At 73.1% G+C, this 25,596-nt stretch carries 27 protein-coding genes and 3 tRNA genes; 10 read left to right on the top strand and 20 right to left on the bottom strand.

Translation table 11 applies throughout. The annotated features are described in order from the left end of the window. Positions 1–213 precede the first annotated feature (213 nt). Positions 214–855: a GNAT family N-acetyltransferase gene (locus tag C3V41_RS00940; RefSeq protein ID WP_106108718.1), complete on the top strand. Its 642-nt coding sequence runs from the start codon at positions 214–216 to the stop codon at positions 853–855. Between the two features lie 219 nt (positions 856–1,074). Here the strand turns inward: C3V41_RS00940 and C3V41_RS00935 are convergent, their stop codons facing one another. Continuing rightward, a complete protein-coding gene (locus C3V41_RS00935) occupies positions 1,075–1,455 on the bottom strand; it encodes a YccF domain-containing protein (RefSeq protein WP_106108717.1) in 381 nt (126 codons plus the stop codon). Positions 1,456–1,464: 9 nt separating this feature from the next. Continuing rightward, entirely contained in the window at positions 1,465–2,385 is a 921-nt protein-coding gene (locus C3V41_RS00930; RefSeq protein WP_106108716.1) for an ATP-grasp domain-containing protein, read from the bottom strand. A gap of 150 nt (positions 2,386–2,535) precedes the next feature. Between C3V41_RS00930 and pip the strand changes: the two genes are divergently transcribed. The 6 genes from pip to C3V41_RS00900 all read left to right on the top strand — a co-directional run bounded on the left by pip (position 2,536) and on the right by C3V41_RS00900 (position 5,112). After that, complete coding sequence (gene pip, locus C3V41_RS00925) at positions 2,536–3,597, top strand: prolyl aminopeptidase (RefSeq protein WP_106108715.1); 1,062 nt, start codon at positions 2,536–2,538, stop codon at positions 3,595–3,597. A 27-nt stretch (positions 3,598–3,624) separates the two neighbouring features. After that, a complete protein-coding gene (locus tag C3V41_RS12985; RefSeq protein ID WP_165271556.1) occupies positions 3,625–4,062 on the top strand; it encodes a hypothetical protein in 438 nt (145 codons plus the stop codon). A 105-nt stretch (positions 4,063–4,167) separates the two neighbouring features. Beyond that, positions 4,168–4,240 (top strand) — tRNA-Lys (locus C3V41_RS00915). Between the two features lie 43 nt (positions 4,241–4,283). Then, positions 4,284–4,359 (top strand) — tRNA-Lys (locus C3V41_RS00910). A 282-nt stretch (positions 4,360–4,641) separates the two neighbouring features. Next, positions 4,642–4,806: a hypothetical protein gene (locus tag C3V41_RS00905; protein WP_246742047.1), complete on the top strand. Its 165-nt coding sequence runs from the start codon at positions 4,642–4,644 to the stop codon at positions 4,804–4,806. Positions 4,807–5,027: 221 nt separating this feature from the next. Next, positions 5,028–5,112 (top strand) — tRNA-Leu (locus C3V41_RS00900). 129 nt (positions 5,113–5,241) lie between these two features. Here C3V41_RS00900 and C3V41_RS00895 read toward each other — a convergent pair. Beyond that, on the bottom strand, positions 5,242–5,895 hold the full coding sequence (locus C3V41_RS00895; RefSeq protein WP_106108713.1) for an SIMPL domain-containing protein: 654 nt from the start codon (positions 5,893–5,895) through the stop codon (positions 5,242–5,244). A gap of 40 nt (positions 5,896–5,935) precedes the next feature. Next, the gene (locus C3V41_RS00890; protein WP_106108712.1) at positions 5,936–6,229 is read right to left on the bottom strand and encodes an antibiotic biosynthesis monooxygenase family protein; all 294 of its coding nucleotides are present in this window, start codon (positions 6,227–6,229) and stop codon (positions 5,936–5,938) included. A gap of 157 nt (positions 6,230–6,386) precedes the next feature. On the opposite strand from C3V41_RS00890, the gene rph reads away from it, so the two are divergent. Together rph and C3V41_RS00880 are read left to right on the top strand one after the other, a co-directional pair. Next, positions 6,387–7,187 carry a ribonuclease PH gene (gene rph / locus C3V41_RS00885; protein WP_106108711.1) on the top strand — a complete coding sequence of 267 codons (801 nt, stop codon included), beginning with the start codon at positions 6,387–6,389 and terminating at the stop codon, positions 7,185–7,187. Next, positions 7,184–7,912 (top strand): non-canonical purine NTP pyrophosphatase, encoded by a 729-nt coding sequence (locus C3V41_RS00880; protein ID WP_106108710.1) that lies wholly within the window; start codon positions 7,184–7,186, stop codon positions 7,910–7,912. Before rph ends, C3V41_RS00880 begins: the two co-directional genes overlap by 4 nt. 134 nt (positions 7,913–8,046) lie before the next feature. Here the strand turns inward: C3V41_RS00880 and C3V41_RS00875 are convergent, their stop codons facing one another. The 6 genes from C3V41_RS00875 to clpS form a co-directional block, all read right to left on the bottom strand. Then, the gene (locus C3V41_RS00875; protein ID WP_106108709.1) at positions 8,047–9,318 is read right to left on the bottom strand and encodes a L,D-transpeptidase family protein; all 1,272 of its coding nucleotides are present in this window, start codon (positions 9,316–9,318) and stop codon (positions 8,047–8,049) included. A gap of 333 nt (positions 9,319–9,651) precedes the next feature. After that, complete coding sequence (locus C3V41_RS00870; RefSeq protein WP_165271555.1) at positions 9,652–10,197, bottom strand: DUF3054 family protein; 546 nt, start codon at positions 10,195–10,197, stop codon at positions 9,652–9,654. A gap of 3 nt (positions 10,198–10,200) precedes the next feature. Then, entirely contained in the window at positions 10,201–10,995 is a 795-nt protein-coding gene (locus C3V41_RS00865) for an MBL fold metallo-hydrolase (RefSeq protein ID WP_106108707.1), read from the bottom strand. Next, entirely contained in the window at positions 10,992–11,999 is a 1,008-nt protein-coding gene (gene murI / locus C3V41_RS00860; protein WP_254423767.1) for a glutamate racemase, read from the bottom strand. The genes C3V41_RS00865 and murI overlap by 4 nt, the downstream gene beginning before the upstream one ends. 30 nt (positions 12,000–12,029) lie before the next feature. Next, the gene (locus C3V41_RS00855; protein ID WP_106108706.1) at positions 12,030–12,884 is read right to left on the bottom strand and encodes a DUF2017 family protein; all 855 of its coding nucleotides are present in this window, start codon (positions 12,882–12,884) and stop codon (positions 12,030–12,032) included. Continuing rightward, on the bottom strand, positions 12,884–13,198 hold the full coding sequence (clpS, locus tag C3V41_RS00850) for an ATP-dependent Clp protease adapter ClpS (RefSeq protein ID WP_106108705.1): 315 nt from the start codon (positions 13,196–13,198) through the stop codon (positions 12,884–12,886). The genes C3V41_RS00855 and clpS overlap by 1 nt, the downstream gene beginning before the upstream one ends. Positions 13,199–13,324: 126 nt before the next feature. Here clpS and C3V41_RS00845 point away from each other — a divergent pair, with 126 nt between their 5' ends. Continuing rightward, positions 13,325–14,710: a nicotinate phosphoribosyltransferase gene (locus C3V41_RS00845; RefSeq protein WP_106108704.1), complete on the top strand. Its 1,386-nt coding sequence runs from the start codon at positions 13,325–13,327 to the stop codon at positions 14,708–14,710. Here the strand turns inward: C3V41_RS00845 and C3V41_RS00840 are convergent. The 10 genes from C3V41_RS00840 to C3V41_RS00795 all read right to left on the bottom strand — a co-directional run bounded on the left by C3V41_RS00840 (position 14,707) and on the right by C3V41_RS00795 (position 25,410). Continuing rightward, a complete protein-coding gene (locus C3V41_RS00840; RefSeq protein ID WP_106108703.1) occupies positions 14,707–15,558 on the bottom strand; it encodes an alpha/beta fold hydrolase in 852 nt (283 codons plus the stop codon). The genes C3V41_RS00845 and C3V41_RS00840 overlap by 4 nt on opposite strands. Before the next feature lie 124 nt (positions 15,559–15,682). Next, positions 15,683–17,488 (bottom strand): DEAD/DEAH box helicase, encoded by a 1,806-nt coding sequence (locus C3V41_RS00835; RefSeq protein WP_106108702.1) that lies wholly within the window; start codon positions 17,486–17,488, stop codon positions 15,683–15,685. Continuing rightward, entirely contained in the window at positions 17,485–17,853 is a 369-nt protein-coding gene (locus C3V41_RS00830) for a DUF3039 domain-containing protein (protein ID WP_106108701.1), read from the bottom strand. The genes C3V41_RS00835 and C3V41_RS00830 overlap by 4 nt, the downstream gene beginning before the upstream one ends. A 198-nt stretch (positions 17,854–18,051) precedes the next feature. Then, positions 18,052–18,792: a glucosamine-6-phosphate deaminase gene (gene nagB, locus C3V41_RS00825; RefSeq protein WP_106108700.1), complete on the bottom strand. Its 741-nt coding sequence runs from the start codon at positions 18,790–18,792 to the stop codon at positions 18,052–18,054. Between the two features lie 200 nt (positions 18,793–18,992). After that, on the bottom strand, positions 18,993–20,732 hold the full coding sequence (locus C3V41_RS00820) for a transporter (protein WP_106108699.1): 1,740 nt from the start codon (positions 20,730–20,732) through the stop codon (positions 18,993–18,995). Further along, complete coding sequence (locus C3V41_RS00815) at positions 20,708–21,571, bottom strand: ABC transporter ATP-binding protein (RefSeq protein ID WP_106108698.1); 864 nt, start codon at positions 21,569–21,571, stop codon at positions 20,708–20,710. The genes C3V41_RS00820 and C3V41_RS00815 overlap by 25 nt, the downstream gene beginning before the upstream one ends. A gap of 352 nt (positions 21,572–21,923) precedes the next feature. Then, positions 21,924–22,205, bottom strand: coding sequence for an HU family DNA-binding protein (locus C3V41_RS00810; protein WP_106108697.1), 282 nt, complete (start codon positions 22,203–22,205; stop codon positions 21,924–21,926). A gap of 412 nt (positions 22,206–22,617) precedes the next feature. Next, positions 22,618–23,307, bottom strand: a complete 690-nt coding sequence (locus C3V41_RS00805) for an N-acetylmannosamine-6-phosphate 2-epimerase (RefSeq protein WP_106108696.1) — start codon at positions 23,305–23,307, stop codon at positions 22,618–22,620. Between the two features lie 39 nt (positions 23,308–23,346). After that, positions 23,347–24,348: an ROK family protein gene (locus C3V41_RS00800; RefSeq protein ID WP_106108695.1), complete on the bottom strand. Its 1,002-nt coding sequence runs from the start codon at positions 24,346–24,348 to the stop codon at positions 23,347–23,349. A gap of 141 nt (positions 24,349–24,489) precedes the next feature. Continuing rightward, positions 24,490–25,410: a dihydrodipicolinate synthase family protein gene (locus C3V41_RS00795; RefSeq protein WP_106108694.1), complete on the bottom strand. Its 921-nt coding sequence runs from the start codon at positions 25,408–25,410 to the stop codon at positions 24,490–24,492. Positions 25,411–25,596 lie beyond the last annotated feature (186 nt).

Genomic DNA, 25,596 nt, shown 5'->3' with positions numbered 1-25,596 from the left:
ACAGCGCCCTCCCCGCCAGGGCTCCGTCTGCGTCCCCTCGCGTCTGCCGGTGGCGTGCGGGGCCAGCCCTGCCACTCCAGGAACCTGTCCCCACCGAGGACGGGTAGGCCCGCCACTCAGGCTCCGCCGGTGACGCGCAGCCACTCCTGGTAGTGCGCGGGCGGTAGGCCCGCCACTCAGGCTCCGCCCAGAATGACGGGGCAGGATGGCACCATGCCAGGTCCCCTCCCTACCGTCGCGATCCGTCCCGCCGTCCCCGAGGATCTTGACGCCGTCACCAGCCTGCTGACAGGCGTCTTCGCAGCCGACCCGCTCATGAGCGCTATCACGGCCGCGGCCCCGGACCCGTACGCGGCCCTGGACCACCTGCACCGGGTCGAGCTGTCCACCCACTACCTGGACCCGCAGGCACCTGCCGTGGTGGACCTGGCCGTGGACGCCGAGGACAGGATCCTGGGGACCGCCCTGTGGGACGCGCCCCGGCAGACCGGGACCAACCGCCCCCTGCCGGACCCCGAGGAGCTGCCGGAGGGGCTGGACCTGGAGGTCCTGGGCGACGCCTGGGAGCTCATCCGGCTCGACGCCGCCCTGTGCGAGTCCGCCAGCCCCCGCGACCCGCACTGGTACCTGTACATGATCGCCGTCGCACCTACCGCTCGTGGGACCGGTACCGGCTCGGCACTGCTGCGCCACGGCCTGGAACGGGTCGACGCCGACCACGCCGTCGCCCACCTGGAGGCCACGACCCGCGCCGCCGCACGCCTCTACACCCGTCACGGGTTTGAGGACGCCACCACCCTGAGGCCCCCCGCGGACATGCCCGACTACTGGGCCATGACGCGACCGGCACGCTGAGGCAGGCGCGGCTGCCCGCAGGAGCGCCCCGCGGGCCGGAACCGGGGGCAGCACGGGGCAGCGCCTTACCACGACCGACCCGGCCAGCTCGCAGACCTCGCCCCACGCCACCGTATCCGCGCGTGGTGGGCACACCTGGCGGGACCGCGCAGACGGGCCCGCGTCGGTACCGGTCCCGCGCGCACCGGACCCGCCCCTGGGCCGGGAGCGCCTCCGCGGTCAGCGCCAGCGGGTGCTGACCACCTGCTTGCCGTAGGGGAAGCAGGTCACCGGGATCATCTTGATATTGGCGACGGCCAGGGGGATGCCGATAATCGTGATCGCCTGCAGGGTCGCGGTAATAAGGTGCCCGAGGGCCAGCCAGAGCCCGGCCACCAGGAACCACACCACATTGGCGAGCCCGGTCATGACCCCCGCACCCCGGGTGGGGACGACCTCACGGCCGAAGGGCCACAGGGCGTACCCGGCAATGCGGAAGGAGGCCACTCCAATAGGGATGGTTATAATGAGTACGCAGGCAATGACCCCGGCCAAAAAGTAGCCCAGGAACAGCCAGAAACCGCCGAATATTACCCAGATGACATTAAGGATGGTGCGCATGGAGGGAGCCTACCAGAAGACACGCTGGGCGATGGCGTCGGCAAAGTTGTCCAGGGCATCCGGTGTCGAGCCCAGGTAGAGGCCCGCGTCAATGAGGGAGACCTCCATGAGGTAGAAGCCGCCCTGGCCGTCGCCCACCATGTCCACGCGGTTGAAGAGCAGCTGGATATCACGCCCGGCGTGCTCCTTAATGAGGCCGTGGATGGCCTTGCGGACCCGCTCGCCCCACAGCCACTCCTGCTCACTGGGCTCCCGGGCCGTCACGATCTCCTCGTGGACCTCGTCGGTGGAGCGGAAGCGGGGGTGGAGCATAGGGGCCTTGTCCACGGCGTGGGACAGGATGCCGTTGAAGTAGACCAGGGAGATCTCCCCCCCGCGGTCCACCTCCTGCAGGTAGCGCTGGACCATGACGGAGCGGCCGTGGCGCAGGTGGTGCATGGCGTCGTTAATGGCCTGGGAACGGCTCCCGGCGTGCGTGGACGTGTAGCGGCCGGTGCCCCGCCCGCCCGAGGATATGGCGGGCTTGACCACGAAGTCCCCCTGCGCGGGGAAGCGGGTGTGGACCTGGTGCTTGGACAGGCCCGCCGTGGGCTCCAGCCAGGTGGTGGGGATCATGGGTACGCCCAGGTCGGCCAGGCGCCCCAGGTAGTGCTTGTCAGAGTTCCAGGTCACGACGTCGGAGTGGTTGGCCACGCGGGACAGGGAGCGGGCCCACTCCAGGAAGGCGGCGTACTTGTCCTTCGTGGCGTAGTCGCGCACGCTGCGCATGACGACGACACCGGCGTCGTCCCAGTTCACGGCGGGGTCGTCCCAGATGGCCACACGGGGCTCGATGCCGCGCTCGCGCAGGGCGTCAGGCAGGCCACGGTCGTCCTCGTCAAGGTTCGGAAAGTCGGCGGAGGTAGCCAGGGTCACGATCGGCTTGGTCACGACCCTAGACTACCGTGAGATGCCCCACGTGGTCCTCTCACCGCGCCGGGAAACGAGGTACGTGATCCTCCAGTCGCCCGCCACCGCCCCCCAGCGGCCAGCGGCCCCGCCCCGGTCATGGGCCGGCACCACCGGTGACACAATGCCCCTATGAGTCACCCCACCTCCTCGCCCACGTGGACACGACCACGGCCGGACGCGGGTCGACGCCGCCTCTACCCCCCGATCGAGCCCTACGCCACGGGCATGCTGGACGTCGGTGACGGCCAGAGCGTCTACTACGAGGAGTGCGGCAACCCCGACGGCCTGCCGGCGGTCTTCCTGCACGGCGGCCCGGGCGGCGGCTGCTCCCCCTGGCACCGGCGCTGCTTCGACCCCGCCCGCTACCGGATCGTGCTGACCGACCAGCGCGGCTGCGGACGCTCCCGCCCGCCCGCGTGGGCACCGGAGGCGGACCTGTCGGCGAACACGACCTGGCACCTGGTGGCCGACCTGGAGCTCCTGCGCGCGCACCTGGGGATCAGCTCCTGGCTGGTCTTCGGCGGCTCCTGGGGGTCGGCCCTGGCCCTGGCCTACGCCGAGAGGCACCCCGAGCACGTCCTGGCGCTGGTGCTACGGGGGATCTTCACGCTGCGCGCACGTGAGCTGGACTGGTACTACGAGGGCGCGGGCGCGGACATGATCTACCCCGACCAGTGGGAGGCCTTTGTCGCCGCGGCGGGCCCCGACGTCGCCCCTGGTGGTTACATACGGCGCTACCACGAGCTGCTGGGCGACCCCGACCCCGCGGTCCACGGCCCGGCCGCCCGGGCCTGGACCACCTGGGAGGCCGCCACCTCCACCCTTCTTCGCGACCAGAACCATATTGACGAGGTCCAGGATCCGGCCTTCGCCACGGCCTTCGCACGGATTGAGAACCACTTCTTCATCCACCGCGGCTGGATGGAGGACGGCCAGCTCATTGCCGGGGCGGACGTCCTGGCCGCCCACCGGATCCCCGGCACCATCGTCCAGGGCCGCTACGACATCCCCTGCCCCATGGGCACCGCCTGGGCCCTGCACCGCGCCTGGCCCCAGGCCGAGCTCGTGGTGACCCCCGCCTCCGGGCACGCCCTCAGCGAGCCGGAGACGCTGAGCGCCCTCCTGGAGGCCACGGACCGCATGGCCCGCCTCGGTCCTCCCACGCCTGCCGGACCCGCCCCGGCCTCCTGACCAACACTTCAGCCCCTAGGAGCAACCATGCGACCCAGCCCCGCCCAGAGGTACTGGCTGTCCCTGAGCGCCGTCGTCCTCGTCACGATCCTGCTGGCGGGCACGGCCAGCGGCGCCGTCATTATCCTGACCAACCGCGCCGCGAACGGCCTGTGGGGCACGGCGACCTTCTGCCTCGTGGCCCTCATGGGCTGGCAGGTGGCGCAACGGCTCCGGGAGAGGAAGAAGCTCGGCCTGCCCCTGTGGAGCCGCCTGGGCGAGGAGGACGCCCGCAGGCTGGCACAGTTCCGCAGCTTCTCCCGCACCGGCAGGATCAGCGAGCCCGAGGCCCAGGAGGTGGCTGACGCCGGGCGTCCCCCGGCCTCCCCGGGGCTGTCCAGACGCGACCGGGCCCGCCAGGCCTCCGTGGAGGCCCAGAAGAGGGCCCGCCAGGCCAGGAAGCGCCGCACGGACCGCAAGCAATGAGATTTACCGCACATTCCAGGGTTTTCGCCGTTCCCGGGCTGGACAACCCGACCCGGTGCCCGTAGAGTTCCCATCCGTTGCGAGGCCATCACGTCTGGCAGCGTCGCACCGTTAGCTCAATTGGTAGAGCAGCTGACTCTTAATCAGCGGGTTCAGGGTTCGAGTCCCTGGCGGTGTACGGCTCCTCACAAGGGGGCGCCGTCGGTCCTCGTACCGACGTCGCACCGTTAGCTCAATTGGTAGAGCAGCTGACTCTTAATCAGCGGGTTCAGGGTTCGAGTCCCTGGCGGTGTACCACGCGGACAGGCTACGGCCTATCCAGCACGGGCGCGACGCCCGCCCTGCGGTCCACGACCGGACGCAGCGGCCACTGCTCGGAGCCAAGCCCCTGGGAACACCCGCCGACGGTTCGGCGTTGCCCTCCGCGTGAGCCCCTGCCCAGTGCGGCGACGCCCTGGGGCACTACGGCTACCAGGCCGTCAGGGGCCCTCCCCCGGGTCGCAGGATCCACCTGCCGTCCGCCCGGGGCGGCCTGCGGGCCAGCACGACGAGAAGGAGAGACTGACAATGAGGCACACCATGACCACCGCACCGCGCACGCGCGACCTTAAGGCCGCCCTCCGCGAGCTGGACGCCGCCCACGCCGAGGTGAGCTCCCTGGGCGACGGCGTCGCCCCCTCCCGCCTGGAGCGGGCCCTGGCGCGCCTGGACGCGGCCCGGGACGCCCTGTCCCTGGCTGCCTGAGCGGCCCGCGGCGCTGCCTGAGCGGCCCGCCAGGCAGCGACCGCGCAGGCCGCGGCCGGTAGCGTGCCGGAGAGGCCCCGGCCTGACGAGTGCGCGCCCGGCGCCGAGCACCAGCCCTGCCCCGGGGCGCGAGGATTCCGCGCCCCGGGGCAGGCTCGCACCTGCTGGCGCCGGGGCCGGGCGCAGAGGGCCTGGTCCCATCAGGTAGGCTGTCCCGGCGAGCGCGAGTGGCGGAACTGGTAGACGCCCCAGGTTTAGGTCCTGGTGCCTTCGGGCGTGAGGGTTCGAGTCCCTTCTCGCGCACCACGGGCCCACGGCCCGGACCCCGGGTGGGCAGGGTCCTGGAGGACCAGGGTGGCGCTGGCAGGCCCGGAACCCGGACGGGCCCTTTTGACGGGGTCGGCCCCCTTCCGGGCCAACAGGGTGAGGTATAGCTCACTCCGCCAGGAACTCAGCCTCGACGGAGGCGCTCATCAGGATGTCCTCCGGACTGAACTGGTAGGTGTCGGAGGTGGTGGACGCCCCAGGAGCCTTCCCGCCCCGGCTCGGTGCCGCGGCCGCACCGGGGTGTCCGGCGCCCTTAGCGAGGTAGCCCCGGTCGGCGATCGTCCTGACCGAGACGACACGCATACCGGCAGCCGCGGCGTACTGCTCCGCCTTGCCCATGGCCGCCCTCACGGCAGCCTTCCGCAGCTGGGCCTCAAGCTCCTTGCGCCGACGCTCGGTAACGGACCAGGTGACGGACCTCAGGCGAACGCCCTGACGTCGCAGGACGGAGTCCAGCCAGGAGCCGAGCCGGGGGAAGTCGCTGAACTTGGCCCTCACGACGACCTCCTCACGAAACCTGGTGCCGTCCTCGTCCTTGCGGACCCACGTCCTGGCGCCGGAGACGGAGTACCACGTCACCGGCCCCCTGCTCCCGTCGTACATCCCCTCCACCTGGGCGCGCACGTCACCGAGCACCTCGGAGACCCGCTGGTGCGCCTGCTCCCGGCTGAACTCAGCAAAGCCGATCTCAAGGTTGGCCGTCGCCCTCTGCGGGGGCTCGTAGTGCTCGACGCTCTCCTGGACGATGACAGTCGTCGTCAACGCGTCCTCTCCTCTCACACGCCGTCCGCTGCCGACGGGCTCACTGCCCGAGCTGGACGACCTCGAAGCCGAGGACGTCCACGCTCATGCCCCGACGCACGTCGTCCTGGTGGCCGTCGACCGGGCGCGCCGCCAGCCACCTCTCGTAGTGCTCACGCGTGTCCCACCTGGTCACCACGAAGTAGCGGTCCCCCCCGACCACCGGGCGCAGCAGCTCGAAGCCCTGGAAGCCCGCCGAGGCGTCCACACCGCGCTGGCGCGCGGCAAAGCGCCTCTCGATCTCCTCCTGGGCGCCCGCGGGGAAGGCGAGCGCCGTTATGTTCACGTAGGTCATGACAGCCTCCGTCAGTACTCGGTTCCGGTCCGCCCGGCCTGGGCACGACCAGGAGCGGTGCCGACCGGGCTGCCACGAGGCTACCCAACGGCGGGGCACGGGGCCATACCCCACCAGGAGGACGGGACGCCACGGCGCCGACGGGTAACCTGGCACCATGACTGACCCCTCCCGCAAGGACGGACGCGCCACCGACGAGCTACGTCCCGTCACCATCACCCGTCACTGGCTCGACCACGCCGAGGGCAGCGTCCTGATCACCTTCGGCCGCACCCGCGTCCTGTGCGCCGCCTCCTTCACCGAGGGCGTACCGCGCTGGCGCAAGGGAGGGGGCGCCGGCTGGGTGACCGCCGAGTACGCCATGCTGCCACGGGCGGGCTCCGAGCGCTCCGCGCGTGAGTCGGTGCGCGGCAGGGTCGGTGGGCGCACCCATGAGATCTCCCGGCTCATCGGGCGCTCCCTGCGAGGCGTTATCGACGTGTCCGCCCTGGGGGAGAACACCATCGCCCTGGACTGCGACGTCCTCCAGGCCGACGGCGGGACCCGCACCGCCGCGATCACCGGGGCCTACGTAGCCCTGGCCGACGCGGTGGCCTGGGGCACCTCCAAGGGCCTGGTCAAGCCCCACGGCGGCAGGCCCGTCCTGGCGGACTCCCTGTCAGCGGTCTCGGTGGGCATGATCGACTCCGTCCCCTGCCTGGACCTGCCCTACGAGGAGGACGTGCGCGCTCAGACGGACATGAACGTGGTCCAGACCGGCAGCGGACGCTTTATCGAGATCCAGGGCACCGCCGAGCACGCCCCCTTTGACCGCGGCGAGCTGGACGCCCTCCTGGACCTGGCGGCCAAGGGCAACGCCGAGCTGACCGCCCTGCAGTACCGCGCCCTGGCGGGCCCCTACGGGCAGACCTTCACCGTCTCCTCCACGGGGGCGGCAGACCCGGAGGCGGAGGCGTGAACGCTACCTCCCCCACCGTACGGGTGCCTCAGGGCGCACGCCTGGTCCTGGCCACCCACAACCAGGGCAAGCTCAGTGAGCTCCGGGCCATCCTGGCCCCTCTGGTCCCGGGCCTGGCCCCGGAGGCGGTCGTCTCCGCCGCCTCCCTGGACGCCCCCGAGCCGGTCGAGGACGGCCTGACCTTCGCCACCAACGCCCGCACCAAGGCCTGCTGTCTGGCCGAGGCCACCGGGCTGCCCGCCGTCGCGGACGACTCAGGCCTGTGCGTGGACGTCCTGGGCGGGGCCCCGGGCATCTTCTCCGCCCGCTGGTGCGGACGCCACGGCGACGACACCGCGAACCTGCGCCTCCTGCTGGACCAGCTCCGTGACATCCGCGCACCGCACCGTCGGGCGCGGTTCACCTGCGCCGCCGTGCTCGCGGTGCCCCGGGGGTGGGCCCCGGGCGGCAGGGCCTGGGGCGGGGCGACGTCACCGGGCGGGGGCCTCCTGGCGCAGACCCCAGTGGTCACGGTGGTCGAGCGCTCCATGGAGGGGCGGCTCCTGACGGCCCCGCGCGGTGAGGGCGGCTTCGGCTACGACCCGGTGTTCGTACCCGCCAGCGAGGACGCCCCCGGCGGCTCAGGGCGCACCACGGCGCAGATGAGCCCTGAGGAGAAGAACGCGATCTCCCACCGCGGGCAGGCCCTGCGCGACCTCGCCCCGGTCCTGGCCCGACTCCTCTGAGGGCGAGCGCGCCGGGCCCACCTGGTCCAGGAGGGGCCTGGCAGCCTGGGCGGGCCTGCTGCGGCCTGTCATCCCGTAGCCGGCCGAGCCGTAGCCCCCAACTGAGCCGCAGCCCCGGCCGAGCCGTCGGCTACTCAGTCGTGGACGACCACCACCGTGCCGACCTCCGCCCAGTCCCAGACCGCCTGGGCGTCGGCAACGGGCATGGTCACGTAGCCGTGGGCCGACCCGTCCGTCCCCACGCCGAAGTCCTGGGTGTCAGGCGCCCCGTGGAGGGCACCCTGGTCCCAGGAGACCACCCAGGGCACGTCGCGCTGGCAGGAGGACTCCTCCGGTGAGCAGCCGACGTCCTGCTGGGCCTGACGCTGGGAGACCCGGTAGGTGCCGGTGGACGTGGGGTGGTCGGCGTCCCCGTGGTTGACCAGGACGGGGCCGTGGACCACCTCCCGGCCCTCGTAGGTGGTGAGGGTGGAGTCGGTGAGGTTGACGTCGATCCACTTCTCGTGCCCCCGGGCCCGGTAGGCAAAGCGCTCCGGGCCGGAGGGAACCACGCGCTCGTCCGTGCCCGCAGGGGTCTCGGTCCAGGTCAGCGCGCTGGTCACGGCCTGGCCGCTCTGGAGGCCCTGGACCAGGGAGGCGGTCACGGCGGCGGCGTTGTCCACGGTGCGCCCCGGCAGGGGCGGACGGGCCGGCTGGAGGACGTCACCGTCAGAGTCCACGTCGTTGACGCCGTTGACGGGCGCCCGGTCCACCTTGGCGACGATCGTGTCCACCCACTGGCCCACCTTGGTGGCCGAGACGGTGGGCACCACCGTGCCCCCGCTGAGCGGGAACTCGATCCAGGCAGCCTTCTGGGAGGCCGACGGCGTGTGGGACCGTTCACCCACGCTCACGGACAGGTCGGTGGACAGCATGGCGGTGGCGGCCTGGGCCGCCTCCTGGGCCTCTGCCGTGGTCACCTCGGGCTCACCCTGGACCGGCTCCAGGGTGCTGCGGGCGTCAGCCAGGCCGTTGGCGGCGTCCTGGACGGCGGTCTCCAGGTCGCCGCGCCCGACGGTGCTGCCGGGCGCCCCGGGTGCCACCACGAACGAGCCGCTGGCCTCGTCCCAGGAGACGGTGGCGTCCTGGGGCGGGCTGGCCAGGGAGGAGTTGAGCCTGTGGAGCAGGTCGGTGACGCCCTGGGGGTCTATGCGGGCCACCACGCCGGTCTCCCGCTGGCTGACCAGGGAGCGGATGAGGCGCCAGGGGGAGGCGTTGCCGTTAACCGCGGCGCCGGCGGTGGCCGACGCATCGACCTGGGCCAGGTCCCCCAGGGGCACCGTCAGCGTCGTGCCCTCCACGCTGATTGTCACGGTCGCCGTCGCGGCGCGCCGGGTGACCAGGTCCTCGACCTGGGCGCGGTCCATTCCGGAGACGTCCTGCCCGGCCACCGTGGTCCCGGGCAGAGCCTGTCCTAAGTGACTGAGCGTATACGCACCGATCCCCCCGAGGACGCCGAGGAGGAGGACACCGGTGACAGCCAGACGGAACCGGCGCCTGGGGTCGTGTGGATGGACAGAGCGTCGCTGCCTCATGGGGTACACGGTAGCAAGCCCGGCGCCTCCGTACCCGCGACACCAGGCCGGAAAACGCAACGGTCCAGGAGCGGGGCCGGCGGCCGGGCGGGGAGACGGAGGCGAACCACCGGGTCCGAACCACCGGGGCGGGTACAGCGGGAACGGCTACCAGGCGGCTCGCGGCTACCCGGCCTCGGCGTCCTGCGCGGCGATCCTCCGGGCCACCCCCCGGGGAGTCAGGGAGTCGTGAGCCCGCACAAAACCGTAGAGCCAGCGCCAACCATCTAAGAACACCATTAGAAAAACCGCTATGACTGATATCCAGGTCACTAGGCTTGTAAAACCGTCAAGCAGCATGTGCAGCACCGTCCAGGTCAAGGCGGTCACCCCCACCACCAGGGCGCCGTCGGGCCACGCCAGCTCCAGGTGATCCCCGCCCCGTCGGCGCAGCGCCCAGGCCGCCAGCCAGCCCGGGACCAGGCTCGCCACCCCCTGGAGCACCCAGGCCGACGCCTGCCCCCCTGCTCGCTGGGAGGCGGCGCCGAAGACCGCCACGAGCACCACCGCCAGGAGGTCGGCGGGCACGACCAGCCACCATCGGGTGGCGCGCTCACGCACCCAGGGGCAGTCCTCGCCGTCGGGCAGCACGGGGACGTAGGTGATCCGGCCCCCTGAGGGGGCCGGTCGGCTACCGTCGTCCGGGTCGGCTCGTCCCCGCCTGGCTCCCACGGCTCAGATCTCCCAGGAGGCGCCCGAGGCGGCGACGTCGACGGGACCGGGGTAGACTTCCCTGGCCTCGGCCACGGGCACGGCCGGGTCCGTCCAGGGCTGGATGTGGGTCAGGACCAGACGGCCCGCTCCCCCGCCCGCCGCCAGCTGCCCGGCGCGGCGCCCGGTCAGGTGCATGCCGCGCACCGTGTCACGTCCCTCCACGAAGGCGGCCTCGGCCAGCAGGAGGTCCACGCCCCGGGCCATGGCCACGATGCCCTCGCACATGTCGGTGTCCCCGGTGAAGGCCAGGCTCGCCACCCCCGTCCCGGTCTCACGGGGCCCCTCCACCCGGTAGCCGTAGGCCTCCACCGGGTGGTAGGCGGCAAAGGGCGTGATGGTCAGGGGCCCCACCCGGACCGGCGTACCCGGCACGGCCGCGTGGAAGCTGAACTCGGTGGCGTAGGACTCCTCCGGGCCGACGCCGTCCACGCCGCGCAGCCGCCCCATGAGCTCGGTGGGCCCCAGGGTCAGCACGGGGTCCAGGGGCCCAGCAGGGTTCCAGCGCCGGTAGACGTGCATCCCCACCATGTCCACCATGTGGTCGGCGTGGCAGTGGGAGATCGCCAGGGCGTCGAGCTCGGCGGGGTCGAGGTGGTTGAGCAGCTGCCCCATGGAGCCCGGCCCCAGGTCCAGGACCACGGAGAACCGGCGCCGTCCGCCGTCCGGGCCCCGCCCCCAGGCCTGGACCAGGTAGGAGGAGGCCACGGCACGTGGGCCGGACATGGAGCCGGTGCAGCCGATAATCGTGAGCTTCATGGACGGTCCTTCAGGTCGGGGGAGCCACCGAGGGAGGCGGTGGCCTGGGGCGCGGCCAGGACGGGCAGGGGCGTGGACGCCTGGGGCAGGGCGGCCACGGGGATGCCCTGCCCCGGGCGGGCGGCGGGACCGGGAGGGGGTACCGGCAGACCCGGGGACGGCGGCCGGTGTCCGGTGGCGCCCACGGGGCCGTCGGGGGCCGGGTTCCCGGTGGCGGGGCGGCCGCCGGCCCGGGTCACCCGCTCAATGTCCGGCAGGAAGCGGCGCCGTAGCCGCTCAAAGGACTGGGCGTCCCCGGTGGCCCGGAACTCGTGGTGCGGAGCGGGGGCGTCGGCCGGGCGCAGGAGGTCGCGGGCGGCCAGGGTGCGGTAGACGTCCCTGGCGGTCTCGTCGGAGGAGGTCACCAGGGTGGTCTCCTCCCCCATGACGTAGGAGATCGCCCCGGCCAGGAGCGGGTAGTGGGTGCAGCCCAGGATGAGGGTGTCCACCCCGGCGGCCTTGACGGGGGCCAGGTAGTCCTCGGCGACGTCGAGCACCTCCGCCCCGGTGGTGACCCCCCTCTCCACGAGCTCGACGAACCGGGGGCAGGCCTGGCTGGTGAGGGTGACACCGGGGACAGCGGCCAGGGCGTCGTCGTAGGCGTGGGCGTCCACGGTCCCCCGGGTGGCGATGAGACCGACCTGTCCGTTGCGGGTGACGCGGGCGGCAGCGCGGGCGGCGGGGTGGATGACCTCGACCACGGGCACGCCCTTCCCCAGGGTGTAGCGCTCGCGCGCGTCGTGGAGGACCGCGGCGGAGGCCGTGTTGCAGGCGATGACGAGCATCTTGACCCCGGAGTCCACCAGCTCGTCCATAATGCCCAGGGCCAGGGCGCGGACCTCGCTAATGGGCCGGGGGCCGTAGGGGGTGTGGGCGGTGTCGCCGATGTAGAGGAGCTCCTCACCGGGGAGCTGGTCCAGGACCGCGCGAGCCACCGTGAGGCCGCCGACCCCAGAGTCGAACATTCCGATGGCTGCGTTATCCACGCTGCGACCCTATGCGCCCGGCGACCTCCCCAAGAGCACGCACAGCAGTGATTCCTGCCACCAGGTCAGCATCTCGTAGCTCAGTGCCGCCACCCGCCTGCCGTGGGCCCTCGTGCCCTTGGCGGCGGGGACGCCGTGCCAGGCCAGGGCGTGGACGCGCTCAGCGTCCCGGGCCGAGCGGATCCCCAGGAAGGTGGCCAGGACCAGGCGGGTGTCGTTGAGGGCGCCCAGCCAGGCCCCCTCCTCACCCCGCCGCACCAGGACGGTGCCGTCGCGGCCGCTGGGCTCCTGGAGCTCAGCCAGGACCGCCCCGATCCGCTCGGTCTTCATCGCCCGAAGGCGGTCACGGGTGACACTGGCCACGTCCACCGCCAGGTCCGGATCCTCCGAGGCGTCCGGCAGGAGCGCCTCCAGTGCCGGTAGACGGGGCGGGAACGGGGAGCCGCCACCGTCACCGACGCCGTTGCCCGGGCCGTCGTGGCGGCTGGTAGCGCCGTCGTGGCCGCAGGCCGTGCCGGCGCTCCCGGGGGCCCCGGCCGGGGTCAGGGGTGCCGGGCCCGTCGGAGCCGTGTCCCGTCCGCCCGCCTGGTGCCGACCGGCGGGTCCGGTGGGGCGGGCGGGCCCGGTGGGGCGGGCGGGCCCGGTGGGCTCCTGGACGGCGAAGTCCAGGGAGACCAGGATCTCGTGGTCACGCGGGCTCTCCCCGACCCGTGACCCGGTGTACAGCGGGGCGGGGGACGGGGCCCTGGCGGCGTCGGACACGAGGAGGTCCTCCACCTGGGAGAGCATGTCCACCACGGCCTCCCTCTCCCAGGGCTCCAGGGCGCTGGACCAGCCCTCGGCCACGGGCTCGAAGGCGCGCATCAGGACCGCTCCGTGGCGTCGACACCGTCGCCGGGGGCGACGGGCTCAATGGTGGCGCGCAGGCCGTAGGAGTGCATAGCGGTCACGTCCACCTCCATGCGCTCCCGCGGCCCGGTGGACAGGGTGGACCGGCCCCGGGTGTGGACCTGGAGCATGTGGTGGTGGGCCCGCGGCACGGGGTAGCCGAAGTAGGAGTGGAAGACCCATGTGACGTAGTCCATCGTGTTGACGGGGTCATCATGGACGACGGTGCGCCACAGGTGCTGGGCGCGGGACCGGGTCTCGGGCTCCATGACAGGCGCGGATGCTGACATACCATCCAGGGTACGTGGCCTGGCCCACGTGCGGCCGCAGCGTCTCTGCGCGCTCAGCGAGACCGGGACGGATCCGGGCCCGCCAGGCGTCTTCCGGCGAGGACAGGCAGTCGCTAAGGTGGTGTCATGACAGTAACGCAGGCCGCTGCCCCCCGTCCGTCGACATCCCTCCTGACCGACATGTACGAGCTCACCATGCTCCAGGGCGCCCTGCGCTCGGGCACGGCCGGACGCCGTAGCGTCTTCGAGCTCTTCGGCAGACGTCTGCCGGCCTCCCGCCGCTACGGCGTCGTGGCCGGCACCGGGCGTCTCCTGGACGCGGTGGAGGCCTTCACCTTCACCGACGAGCAGATCGACTTCCTGCACCGTACCCGGGTGGTTGACGACACCACCCTGGACTACCTGCGCGGCTACCGCTTCTCCGGCACGATCCGCGGCTACGCCGAGGGGGAGTGCTACTTCGAGGGCTCCCCCCTGCTGACGGTGGAGGGGACCTTTGCCGAGGCCTGCATCCTGGAGACCCTGGCCCTGTCCGTCTACAACTACGACTGCGCCGTGGCCGCAGCGGCCTCCCGCATGACGATCGCCGCCCACGGGCGGCCCTGCGTGGACTTCGGGGCCAGGCGCGCCCACGAGCAGGCCGCCGTGGCCGCCGCCCGCGCCGCCGTGGTGGGCGGGTTCGTGGGCACCAGCAACCTGGAGGCCGGCCTGCTGTACGGCATCCCCACCTACGGCACCTCCGCCCACTCCTTCACCCTGCTGCACGACAGCGAGGAGGAGGCCTTCGCCGCGCAGGTCGCGAGCCTGGGGACGGGCACCACGATCCTGGTGGACACCTACGGCATTGAGCGGGGGGTGGAGCGGGCCGTGGCCGCCGCCCGCGCCGCCGGCGGTGAGCTCGGGGCGGTACGCCTGGACTCCGGGGACCTGGTGGCCGAGGCCTTCAAGGTCCGCGCCCAGCTCGACGCCCTGGGCTCCACGGGGACCAGGATCACGGTGACCAACGACCTGGACGAGTACGCGATCGCCGCGCTGGGTGCGGCCCCGGTGGACTCCTACGGCGTGGGCACCAAGCTCGTCACCGGCTCGGGGCGCCCGACGGCGGCCCTGGTCTACAAGCTCGTCGAGCGGGAGGGCGCTGACGGGCGGATGGCGGAGGTCGCCAAGTTCTCCGAGGGCGGCAAGTCCACGGTGGGCGGCCGCAAGTGGGCGGGGCGTGTGCGCGACGAGTCCGGCAGCGCCTGCGAGGAGCTCATTGTCTCCGCCGTGAGCGAGATCGAGGCGCTGTGCGCCCTGGAGGACGCCGGCGCCCGCCCCCTGCAGGTCACGCTGGTGGAGCAGGGCAGGATCGTGGAGGAGCACCGGGGCGCCGCGGCGCTGGCGGCCGCGGCGGAGCGCCACCGGGCCTCGCGTGCCGAGCTGCCCTATGACGCCTGGCGCCTGAACGAGGGCGAGGCGGCCGTCCCGACCCACCACGTGGACCTGGACGGGCGCACCGCCGTCCAGCACTAGGGACCCGAGGAGGCGGACGGGACCAGGGCGAGAGCGGCCTCGGCGACCGGCACGGCCAGGGCCGCGGGCCACAGGTGACCCATGCCGGGCACGAGGTGGAGGCGGGAACCGGGCAGGGCCTGGTGCAGCGCGGCGGCGGCAGCAGGATCGACGGTGGTGTCCTGCGTGCCGTGGACAATGTCCACCCCCAGCTCCCCGGCCCGGCACCGCGCGGCCAGCTCGGTCAGGCGGTGGGCCCACGGCGGGGTGCGGCTGATCGCCAGGGACTGGCGCTCGATCCCGTCCCAGTCCACACCACGGGCCCACATGGCCCGCGCCAGGGCCTCGACCTGGGAGGGGACCAAGGGGTAGCGGCTCCCGGCGCCCCGGGGCAGGGCCACCTGCTCGTAGGCCACGAAGCCCTCCTCGTCGGTGAAGGGGGCGGGCACGGCGGACCTGGGCGCGGCCGGGGCGCTGGCCGCCCACGTGGACATGAGCACCAGGCCGACGACGTCCTCAGGGTGGTCCAGGGCCAGGAGCTGGGCCACCGCCCCACCCATGGAGTGCCCGCAGACCACCGCCGGACCGGCATCGAGCACCTCCAGGAGCCCGTGGACGTCCTGGGCCATGTCCACCAGGGTGTAGGCGTCCTGGCCGGGGACGTCAAAGCGCTGCGAGCGCCCGACGTCGCGGTTGTCCACGCGGACCACGTGGCAGCCTGCGCCGGCCAGCGTCCGCGCCCAGGCGGAAGGGGTCTGGATGAGCTGGGCGCTGTGCCCCTCCAGGGCCAGGACGAGGGGCCCGGTGGCGACCCCGGTCTGCTCCACGCACAGGGTGGTACCGGTGGGCGTGGTCAGGAGGTGCTGCATACTCCCCACCCTATGCGCGCCCCGGCCGCCCGCGGGCAGGTAGCCCCCGTGGGGGCGGGGCGTGCTCGGCCTTACCCGTCGCCGAGTACAGGCCGGGGTGGCCCCTGTGGGGGCGGGACGTGTCTCAGCGCCTGCCCACGAACCAGCGGCGCAGGGTCTCCACCCGCTTCTCGATCTCCTCGGTGGAGGCGGCGGCCACCTCCGGGCCGCCGCACACGCGGCGCAGCTCGTTGTGGACCACACCGTGGGGCTGGCCGGAGCGACGGGCCCAGGCGGCCACGAGACCGGAGAGCTCCCTGCGGGCCGCGGCCCGGCGTCGGGCGTCGTCCGCCCCGGAGCCCTCCCGCTGCCTGGCCGCAGAGGCCTGCTTCCTCTGGGAGGCGATCTGCCTGTCCTGGCGCTGGCGCAGCAGGACGGTGACCTGCTCGGGCTCCAGGAGCCCCGGCAGGCCCAGGTACTCCTGCTCCTCCACGCTGCCCACCACGGCCCCGGTGCCGAACTCGCCGCCGTCGAACAGGACCCGGTCGAACTCGGCCTGGCTGCCCATGGCCTCGAACCCGGGCAGGAGGTCGGAGCTGGCCTGCTCGGTCCGGTTGGCCTCGGCGAGCAGCCGCTCCTCGGGGGAGGGCAGGGAGGCGTCGTCCTTCCCGGGGGCGTTCAGGACGTGGTCACGGGCCACCTCCATCTCACCGGCCAGGGCCAGCAGCGGGGTGACGGAGGGCAGGAAGACGCTGGCGGTCTCCCCCCGGGCACGTGAGCGCACAAAGCGCCCCACCGCCTGGGCGAAGAACAGGGGCGTGGAGGCGGAGGTGGCGTAGACGCCCACCACCAGGCGGGGCACGTCCACCCCCTCGGAGACCATGCGTACCGCCACCATCCAGCGGTCCCTGGAGGCGGCGAAGGACTCGATCCGGCTGGAGGCCCCGGTGTCGTCGGAGAGCACCACGGTGGGCGCCTGGCCGGTGATGGAGCGCAGCGCCCGCGCGTAGGCCCGGGCCCGTTCCCGGTCGGCGGCGATGACCAGCCCCCCGGCGTCAGGCACCTGACGGCGTACCTCGGTCAGGCGCTGGTCGGCGGCGGCCAGGACCGCGGGGATCCACTCCCCCGCGGGGTCCAGGGCGGTGCGCCAGGCCTGGGCCTCCATGTCCTTGGTCAGGGGCTCGCCCAGGCGGGCGGCGACCTCGTCCCCGGCCCTGGTGCGCCACCGCATCTGGCCGGTGTAGGACAGGAACATCACGGGGCGCACCACCCCGTCGCGCAGGGCGTCGGAGTAGTCGTAGGCGTAGTCGGCCCGGGACCTCCTGGCGCCGGCGGAGTCCTCGGTGTAGCGCACGAACGGGATCGGCGCCGTGTCGCTCCTGAAGGGGGTCCCGGTCAGGGCCAGGCGCCGACGTGCCGGGGTAAAGGCCTCGCGGATGGCGTCCCCCCAGCTCAGGGCGTCCCCGCCGTGGTGGATCTCGTCGAGGATGACCAGGGTGCGGGTGGCCGCCGTGCGGGCCCGGTGCCGGTTGGGGTTGGCGGCGACCTGGGCGTAGGTCAGGGCGACGCCGTCGAAGTGGGAGGCGAGCGTGGCCTGGGAGTTGGTGTAGGAGGGGTCGATGCGGATACCGACCTTGGCGGCGGCCTCCGCCCACTGGAACTTCAGGTGCTCGGTGGGGCAGACGATGGTGACCTGGTGGACCTCACCGGGGCGCAGCAGCTCCACGGCCACGCGCAGGGCGAAGGTGGTCTTGCCCGCCCCGGGGGTGGCGACCGCCAGGAAGTCCTGCGGCATGGCGGCCAGGTACCTCTCCAGGGCCGCGGCCTGCCAGGCGCGCAGCGGACGTGAGGTGCCCCAGGCTGCACGCTGCGGGTACGCCGGGGAGAGGTTCTCCGCGGCGAAGATCGAGGGCTGGTTGGGGTGGGCGGCCTGGCTGCGCCGCGGGCTCACTGGCCGCCTCGGCCGAAGGGGAAGCGCGGGAAGCGGCGGGACGGCCCGCCCTCGTCCCCGGAGCGCATCTGCTCGTAGATCTGCTTGCAGGTGGGGCACACCGGGTACTGCGACGGGTCCCGCCCGGGCGTCCACACCTTGCCGCACAGGGCGACGACGGGGCGTCCGGTGGCCGCCGCCGCGGCGATCTTGTCCTTACGCACGTAGTGGGCAAAGCGGTCGGCGTCGCCGTCATCGGTGGACTGGAGCTCCTCGCGCTCCAGGACGGCCGTCCCGACGCCCTGGGAGGGCTCGTCCCCGGGGCCGCCGGGCGCACCGGGGTCGACGCTGCTCGTCGGGTCCGGGATCACACGCTGGCCTGCCATATTGATAAGTCTAGTCTAGGGCGTCGTCGGCGTCGCCTCAGGACTGCCTGCTGTGGGCAGGCTCTCCGGTGGGCCACATCACGCACGAGTCCTTCTCCCCGCGCCAGACCGGCGCCTGGCCGCCTCCGGTCCGCAGGACGGGTCTGGCGGACAGGTCTGGCGGACGGGCGCCGGTCTGGCGGCAGCGGGACCGGCGGCTCAGTGCCGCTGCCTGAGCAGGCTGGCTGCCGCCGGGTCCACCAGGACCAGGGCGTCGGCGTGGTTCTGCATGACGGTGGCGGGCCAGCGGGGGTCGATCTCCCCCTCGACCAGGTGGGCGACGGCCTCGGCCTTGTTCTCACCGGTGGCGATGAGCACGAGCTTGCGCGCCCTCATGATCGTGCCCAGCCCCTGGGTGATGCAGCGGGTGGGGACGGCGTCGATGTCGCCGTCGAAGAAGCGGGCGTTGTCACGGCGGGTCTGCTCGGTGAGCTTGTCGATGTGCGTGGTGGAGTCCAGGGGGCCGCCGGGCTCGTTGAAGCCGATGTGGCCGTCGGCGCCGATGCCCAGGATCTGCAGGTCGCAGTAGCCGGCGGCGGCCATGGCGGCCTCGTAGGCGTCGCAGGCGGCCTGGAGGTCCTCGCTCAGGGCGTCGGGGCCGTGCAGGGAGCCGGGGCGCATGTCCACGCGGGAGCGCAGGTTGCGCTCCATGAAGGTGGCGTAGCGCTCGGGGTGCCCCTCGGGCAGGCCCACGTACTCGTCGAGCATAAAGCCCTCGACCTGGGCGAAGGAGATGCGCCCGGCCTCGTAGCGGCGGGTGAGCTCGTCGTAGAGGGGCAGCGGGCTGGAACCGGTGGCGGTCCCCAGGATGGCGTTGGGCTTGGAGGCCAGGAGGGCCTCAATGGCGTCGGCGGCGCGGGAGGCAATGGCCTCCGCGGTGTCCAGGACAATGAGCTCCACGGTGCTTCCTTCACTATGTGGACGTACGGGGCGCTGGGCGCGCGAAGCACACCTCAGTGCGTGCTTCTGATTGAATCGTATGCCACTGAGTCAGCCAGGACGTTATTGACGCCCTGCCGGTGGGTCCTGGCGGACTGGTCCCGGGCCCCTGCCAGGCTGGTCGCGCCGCCGAGGGCGACGTCAGGCCGGTCCCTGGGCCCTCAGCCGGGCTGGTCGTGCCCGGGCCAGGAACGGATGGTGGCCAGTAGCCGGGCCCCGCGCCGCTCCAGCAGTACGCCCGCACGGTGGACGCCCAGGCAGGTGCCGGCCAGCCCCCACCCCAGGCCCAGCAGGGCCACCGCCGTACCCCAGGCCCAGGAGCCGGCCAGGACGACGAGGATCCCGGCCCCCCAGACCGGGGCGGTGACGGCGGCCAGGACCACCCACCCCGCCATCTGGACCAGGGAGGCCAGCAGCGCCGTGCCGCTGGTCCGCGAGCGCAGGGGACTGTCCCCCGGGGCGTTGACCTCGTAGGGCATGAGGACGCTCGTGACCGCGGACCAGCCGTAGGCGCAGCCCAGGAGGGCCAGGGCCGTCCCCAGGACCACGGGCACCCAGCGCCAGTGCCCTGTCCACCCCGCGACCAGGAGCGTGGACACCACGATGACGGGGATCTGCCACAGGGCGGCGGCCACGATACGGCCCAGCAGGTCGTCACGCCCGCACAGGGCGGCGCTGAGGTGGCTCCACCGGGCGGTGGAGTCGTAGCCGAGGTCGTCGTGGAGGCTCCATCCTGTCAGGAGACCGAGCACGACGGGCAGGGCCAGGAGCCCGGCCGGGGCGCCGCCCCAGGCCAGGTGCCCCACCACGCTGGTACCCGCCGCGGGGCCCACGGCCACCACGACCACGAGCAGCACGGGGACCAGGCACAGGCCCAGGAGCTGGGCGAGGTAGCGCGGGTCGGTGCGCCAGTAGCGCAGGCAGCGTGCGGCCACGGCGGCGGCGGGGACGGGCATGAGACGCCCCAGGCGCCGGGCCCAGGGCAGGACGTCCACCAGGCTGTCGGCGTCGGTGCCGGCTGCGTCACCGGCGGAACCGGCTGCCGACGAGGACCTGTCCGGCTTCCTGGTGACCACCGCGTAGCCGTGGGAGGGGCCGGAGCCGCTGACGGGGGTCACCATGACGCGGCGGACGACCCGGTACCACAGGGCCATGAGCAGCACCGGGAGCGCCACCGCCCCCAGGGCGCAGGCCGCGGCCAGGGCCCACTGACCGGTGGCCACCAGGCCCGGCACGGCAAAGGTCCACCCCAGGGGGGTCAGCCCCACCGCGCGGGCCACGGGGCGCAGCGCCTCCAGCCCCTCGCCCAGGGCCAGGCCGTTGAGCAGGCTCGGGACCAGTGAGCCCAGGAGCACCGCCGCCACTGCCACCAGGGCGACCCTGTCCCGGCCCCTGCGGGTGGTGGACAGTCCGGCGGCGGTGACGACCACGCGCGAGAGGATCACGCAGGTGGCCAGGGCCACCGGGGCCATGACCAGGGCGGAGGCGACCGCCGCCCACTGCCCGGACAGGGCCCACACCAGCAGCGGCAGGAGGCAGACGACGCCGGTGGCCAGGCCCGGCAGCCCGCAGGCGGCCGCCACGAGCAGGCCCCGGGCCAGGGTGCGGGAGGGGGCGACCCAGGCCGCCAGGGCGCGGGGGTCCAGGGTCCCGTCCTGGCCGGTCAGGAGCAGCGGGACAAGGGTCCACCCCGCGACGAGGAGGGCACCGAGGGCCCCCAGGACCAGGGAGACGCTGGTGACGTCACCGGCGGCCCCCAGGAGGACGGCCCCACCGGTCAGGACACTGACTGCGCCGACGGCGTACGCCCCGCCCGCCAGGAGGCCGATAACGGCCCAGACGCTGCTCCGCACGGCGTTGAGGGTCAGACGCCACCTCAGTCGGACGAGGGTCGCAGCCACGACAGCCCCTCCGTCCGTACCCGGGCACCCACGAGCTGGGCGAAGCGCTGGTCCAGGTCCATGCCGTCGGCCACCTCGGCGACGGTCCCCGCCGCCACGACCCGTCCGGCGTTAATGACGGCCACGTGGTCGCACAGGCGCTCCACGGTGGCCATGACGTGGCTGGAGATGACCACGGTGCCGCCTGCGCGCACGAAGTCGGTCAGGATCGCCTGGATGGTCTGGGCGGAGACCGGGTCCACGGCCTCGAAGGGCTCGTCCAGGACCAGGACGCTGGGTGAGTGGACCAGGGCGCAGGCCAGGTGGACCTTCTTGCGCATGCCCGCGGAGTAGTCGGCCACCATGGTGGTCCCGGCCTCCCACAGCTCCAGCACGTGGAGGAGCTCGGTGGCGCGACGTACCACCGTGTCCCGGTCCGTGCCGCGCAGGAGCCCGGAGTAGGTGACCAGCTCCAGGCCGTTGAGCCGGTCGAAGGTGCGCAGGCCGTCGGGCAGGACCCCGATGAGGGCCTTGGCGCGGACGGGCTCGGCCCACACGTCCACCCCGTGGACGAGGGCGCGCCCGGAGTCGGGGGTGAGCAGGCCGGTGGCCATGGACAGGGTGGTGGTCTTGCCGGCGCCGTTGGGGCCCACCATGGCGTAGAGGCTGCCCGCGGGGATATCCAGCCAGAGGTCGTTCACCGCCAGGGTCTGTCCGTAGGCCTTGTACAGGCCCTGGAGGGCCAGGGCGCTGGTACCTGGGTGAGCACCGTGCGCGTAGGGTGCAGTGGCACCCGGTGCAGGAGGGGCGGAGTGGCTAGGGACGCCGTCGGGGGACGGCTTCACCGTGACGTCTGTCATGCCCTTACGGTAGGGCGGACGCCGGGTGCCGACCTCCTCCTCGAGGACGAGGCAGCTGCGCCCCCTCCGTGGTGCCGGGGAGGTGGTCTCCCCTGGCCCGGCTCCAGGGGGAGGCTCGGAGCCCCCTCCGCGGTGCCCACGGGCAGACGGCCGCCGCCCCGCTACCCGGTGGTCGACGCGGTCCGGGGTGGCGTCAGGACCGCCCCGGCCGCCCCACCGCCCTGGCCGCCGTCGGGCACCACGGCCAGGACGGGGTCGGGGCCGCTGGCGCGGGAGGAGGTAGGGCCAATAAGAGCAGCGCGCCACCGCTGGGTGGCGCGCTGCCGGACCGCGTCAGGGACGCGGGTGGGGCTCAGGCCTGGACGGCCTTCTTGAGGGCGGAGCCGACAGTGAGCTTGACGCCGTAGCCGGCCGGGATCTGGATCTCCTCGCCCGTGCGCGGGTTGCGACCGGTGCGGGCGGCGCGCTCGACGCGCTCGACCCCCATGAGACCGGTGATCTTGACGGCCTCACCCTTGGCGACGTTCTCCACCAGGACGTCCTGGAAGGCGCCGAGGAAGGTGTCGGCGTCGGTCTTGGTCAGACCAGCCTTCTCAGCGATGGCGGCAATGAGCTCAGTGCGGTTGACGGACATGTGTTGCCTCTCGGTAGTCGGTCGGCGCCTCGATGGCGGCGCCGCTGGTGTCACGTTATGCGCAGAAAGTCCATTTTGCCAGGTATGACGCCCCTATCCCGGCGTGGCGGACGCGGATCACGGCCCGGGTGGCGCCCCGGAGGGACCGTAGCGTAGCGCCAGTCACACGTCCCGGCGGGTACCCCGCCGCCCCGGCGCCCGCCCCGACCCCACCTGGCCTGCACAGGTCGCCCACGCTACGGGGCGCAGCGCCCCCCTACCCGGCCCCGGGAACGCGCTACGTGGAGCCCGGACGGCCCCGGGACGGGACGCCGGTGGGGCGCGTCCAGACAGACACGCCCCACCGGTGTTCCCCACCCTTGAGAAGGTCCGCCGTACCCGGCGGCCTCACAAGGTCTGTGTGCCCGACGTCCTAGCGTCGGGTGACCGCCTCCACGAACCAGGAGGTGATCGTCGTCGGGTGGGTGATGGCGGTCCCGACCACCACGGCGAAGGCACCGTGGTCCATGGCCTGGGCGGCCTGGGCGGGGGTGTGCACCCGTCCCTCCACGATGAGGGGGACCTGGGCGATGGCGGCGACCTGGTCAATGAGCTCAATGTCGGGGCCCTCGGTGCGGGGCCGCTCCCCGGTGTACCCGGCCAGGGTGGTGCCGATGACGTCGGCACCCGCGTCCTGGGCGGCCCGGGCGTCCTCCAGGGACCCGCAGTCCGCCATGACCAGGATCTCGGGGAAGACGTCCTTGAGGCCGACGACGGTCTGCGCGAGGGTCAGGCCGTCGGGGCGGGGACGCCGGGTGGCGTCCAGGGCCACGATCTGGCTGCCGGTAGCGGCCACGGCAATGGCGTGGGACAGGGTCGGGGTGATGAAGACGCCGTCGTGGCCGTCCTTCCACAGGCCGATGACGGGGACGTCCACGTGCTGGTTGATGAGGGCCAGGTCCGCCAGGCCCTGGGCGCGGATGCCGACGGCGCCCCCGGCCACGCACGCCTGGGCGACCTCGTCCATGGTACGGGGGTCGCGCATGGACTCACCGGGGTAGGCCTGGGCGGAGGCGATCAGGCCCCCCTTGAGGGCGGCGAGGACGGGGTGGAGGCTGGTCATGTGTCTTCCTTTGGCAGTGGGGGGTCCCGGCGGGCGCTCTCAGGCGGTGGCGCCCAGGAGCCTGAGGGCGCCGCGGGCGGCGCCGATAATGGGGGCGTTGGTACCCAGCTCGGCGCGTACGAGGGGTACGTCCGCCAGGGGGTCGATGAGCTCGGCGCGGAAGGTCTCGCGCAGGGGCGCCCACCACAGCTCCCCGGCGCGGGCCAGGCCCCCGGAGAGGACCACGCGCTCGGGGTCCAGGACGGCGACCACCCCGGCCAGGACCTTGCCCAGGGCGATGGCGGAGTCACGGTAGACCAGGGAGGCGATGGGGTCCCCGGCGTCGGCCCGCTGCTCGACCTCGAAGGCGTTGGCCACCTCCGGGTCCCCGCCCGCGGCCAGGTAGCGGCGGTGGATCTGGGGGCCTGCGGCAATGGCCTCCAGGTGGCCACGGCGCCCGCAGGTGCACATCTCGTTCTCGGCCCCCGGGGCGGGGACGTGCCCGATCTCCCCGGCGACGTAGTGGGCGCCGCGCACGGTGGTGCCGTTAATGACCACGGACCCGCCCACCCCGGTCCCCACGGCGACGACCAGGACCGAGCTGGCGTCGCGTCCGGCGCCCAGCCAGGCCTCTCCCCCGGCGTAGGCGTCGACGTCGTTCTCGACGTGGACGGGCATGTCCCCGTAGCCCTGGGCGATAAGGCGGGAGCGGACCCCGGTGGCGACCGACGTGCCGGTCCAGCCGGTGATGGCGTCGGTGGCCGAGACGATCGTGCCGGTGGAGACGTTGACCACGCCCGCGCTGCCCACGCCCACGGCGCTGACGGTCACCGGCGCGCCGGGGGCCTGGTGGGTGCCAACCGACACGACGGTGTCGACCACCGAGGCAATGGCGTCGAGCACCGCCTCCGGGCCGCTGCGGGCGGGGGTGGGCACGGAGGCCAGGGGGCCGGCCAGCGCGCCGTCCGCGGTGACCAGGGCGGCCGCCATCTTGGTCCCGCCCAGGTCCACCCCCACGACCAGGGGCGTGGAGAGGGGCGGGGCGGCGTCGGTGGTACTCATGACCTTCGGTCCTCTCGATTCCGTGTCCGGGTGGGGCGTCTGGCTCCAGGTCCCAGCGTAGCGGGGCGGCGATGCGCGCACCGCCCCGCTACGTGGTCGCCACCTGCGCGGACAGCCCGGCCCGGGCCGTACGCAGGGGCCCTACAGGAGCCCGTTCTTCCTCAGGACGGCCAGGACGGCCTGGGCGTTCGCGGGCTCCAGGGGCTCGACGGGGAAGGCCATGGTGGCGGTGGCAATGGTGCCCAGGGCCGCCATGGCGGTCTTGAAGGCCCCGACCCCGGTGGCGTCCCCGGAGCGGCCCGTGACGGCGAAGACGCACTCGAAGTTCCGGGCGATCTCGTCCTGGATCCGGCGGGCCCGGGCCCAGTCCCCCGCGACGGCGGCGTCCCACAGGTCACGGTAGGCACGGGGCTCGACGTTGCCGTACCCGGGCACGACTCCGTCGGCCCCGAGCAGGAGCATGCCGTCCACGACGAGCTCGTGGCCGGTCAGGAGCGCCAGGGGGTGGCCGGCGTCCTCGTTGGCCATGACCAGGCGGCGGAAGGCGACGTCGTCACCGGAGGAGTCCTTGACGCCGGCCAGGACGCCCTCGCTTCCCAGGCCCACCAGGAGGTCGCGGGAGAGCTTCTTGCCGCCCAGGCGCACGGGGACGTCGTAGGCGAACAGGGGGAGGTCCACGCTCGCGGCCACGGCCCGGAAGTGGGCGGCGTACTCGGCCTCGGAGTTCAGGGCGTAGAAGGGGCAGGTGGACACGATGGCGTCGGCGCCGAGGGCGGCGGCACGCCTGGCCTGCTCCACGACCCGGCCGGCGGTGGTGTCGATAGCCCCCACCAGGACGGGCACGCGCCCGGCGACGCGCTCGACGGTGCGTCCCACGACGACATCACGCTGGGCGTCGGTGAGGTAGGCCACCTCACTGGTGGAGCCCATGGAGAACAGGCCGGTGACACCTCCCTCGATAAGGACGTCAATAAGCCTGTCCAGGCTCTCGAGGTCGATCTCACCCTGGACGGTGAAGGGGGTGACGACCGGGGGGATGACGCCGGTGAAGCGGGTGTCCATAGAAGTAGTTCTCCTCGTCGAGTGTGTTTCCGACGTCTGACGTCGGATATCTGATTATGCCAGACATGCCGTGCCGGGGCACCAGCAGCGGACGGCGGGTCGCATCGCGGTGACCGCGGACCGCGCTCCGTCCGCGACCTCCACCCCGTCCACGACATCCGGCGGGTCGTGGCGGGGGCCCGGGCC

The organism is Actinomyces sp. oral taxon 897 (assembly GCF_002999235.1).
Lineage (GTDB): Bacteria > Actinomycetota > Actinomycetes > Actinomycetales > Actinomycetaceae > Actinomyces.
Note: the sequence above shows the minus strand (reverse complement) of the source record. Positions and strands in the feature narration are given on the sequence as shown.